Origin of the sequence: Chryseobacterium sp. SIMBA_038 (genome assembly GCF_046535115.1) — a bacterium.
GTDB lineage: Bacteria > Bacteroidota > Bacteroidia > Flavobacteriales > Weeksellaceae > Chryseobacterium.
In genome coordinates this window covers 1-238 of the sequence record NZ_JAWRXH010000423.1, presented here as the reverse complement: position 1 = coordinate 238, position 238 = coordinate 1, and the positions used below count along the sequence as shown (strand labels likewise).

1 protein-coding gene is annotated in these 238 nt (G+C 38.2%); it reads left to right on the top strand.

Annotated features, from left to right (window positions below; translation table 11 throughout):
- A partial coding sequence (locus SB689_RS24135) for a gliding motility-associated C-terminal domain-containing protein (RefSeq protein WP_410694550.1) occupies positions 1-238 on the top strand: 238 nt, incomplete at both ends.

Below are 238 nucleotides of genomic sequence, written 5' to 3'. Positions count from 1 at the left end.
GGGCAGCTTTGAATACTCTTTGGATAATTCCACCTGGCAGGATTCCAATATCTTTACTAATCTAAGTATGGGAGAATACATCGTGTATGTAAGAACAAAAGCAGGTTGTACTATTGGGCAGAAAAAATTCTCCATTTTCAATATTCCAAATGTAATCACGCCTAACGGTGACGGAATCAATGATACCTGGAGAATAGCAGGATTAGAAAATTATCCCGGAACTGAAGTTCTCCTATAC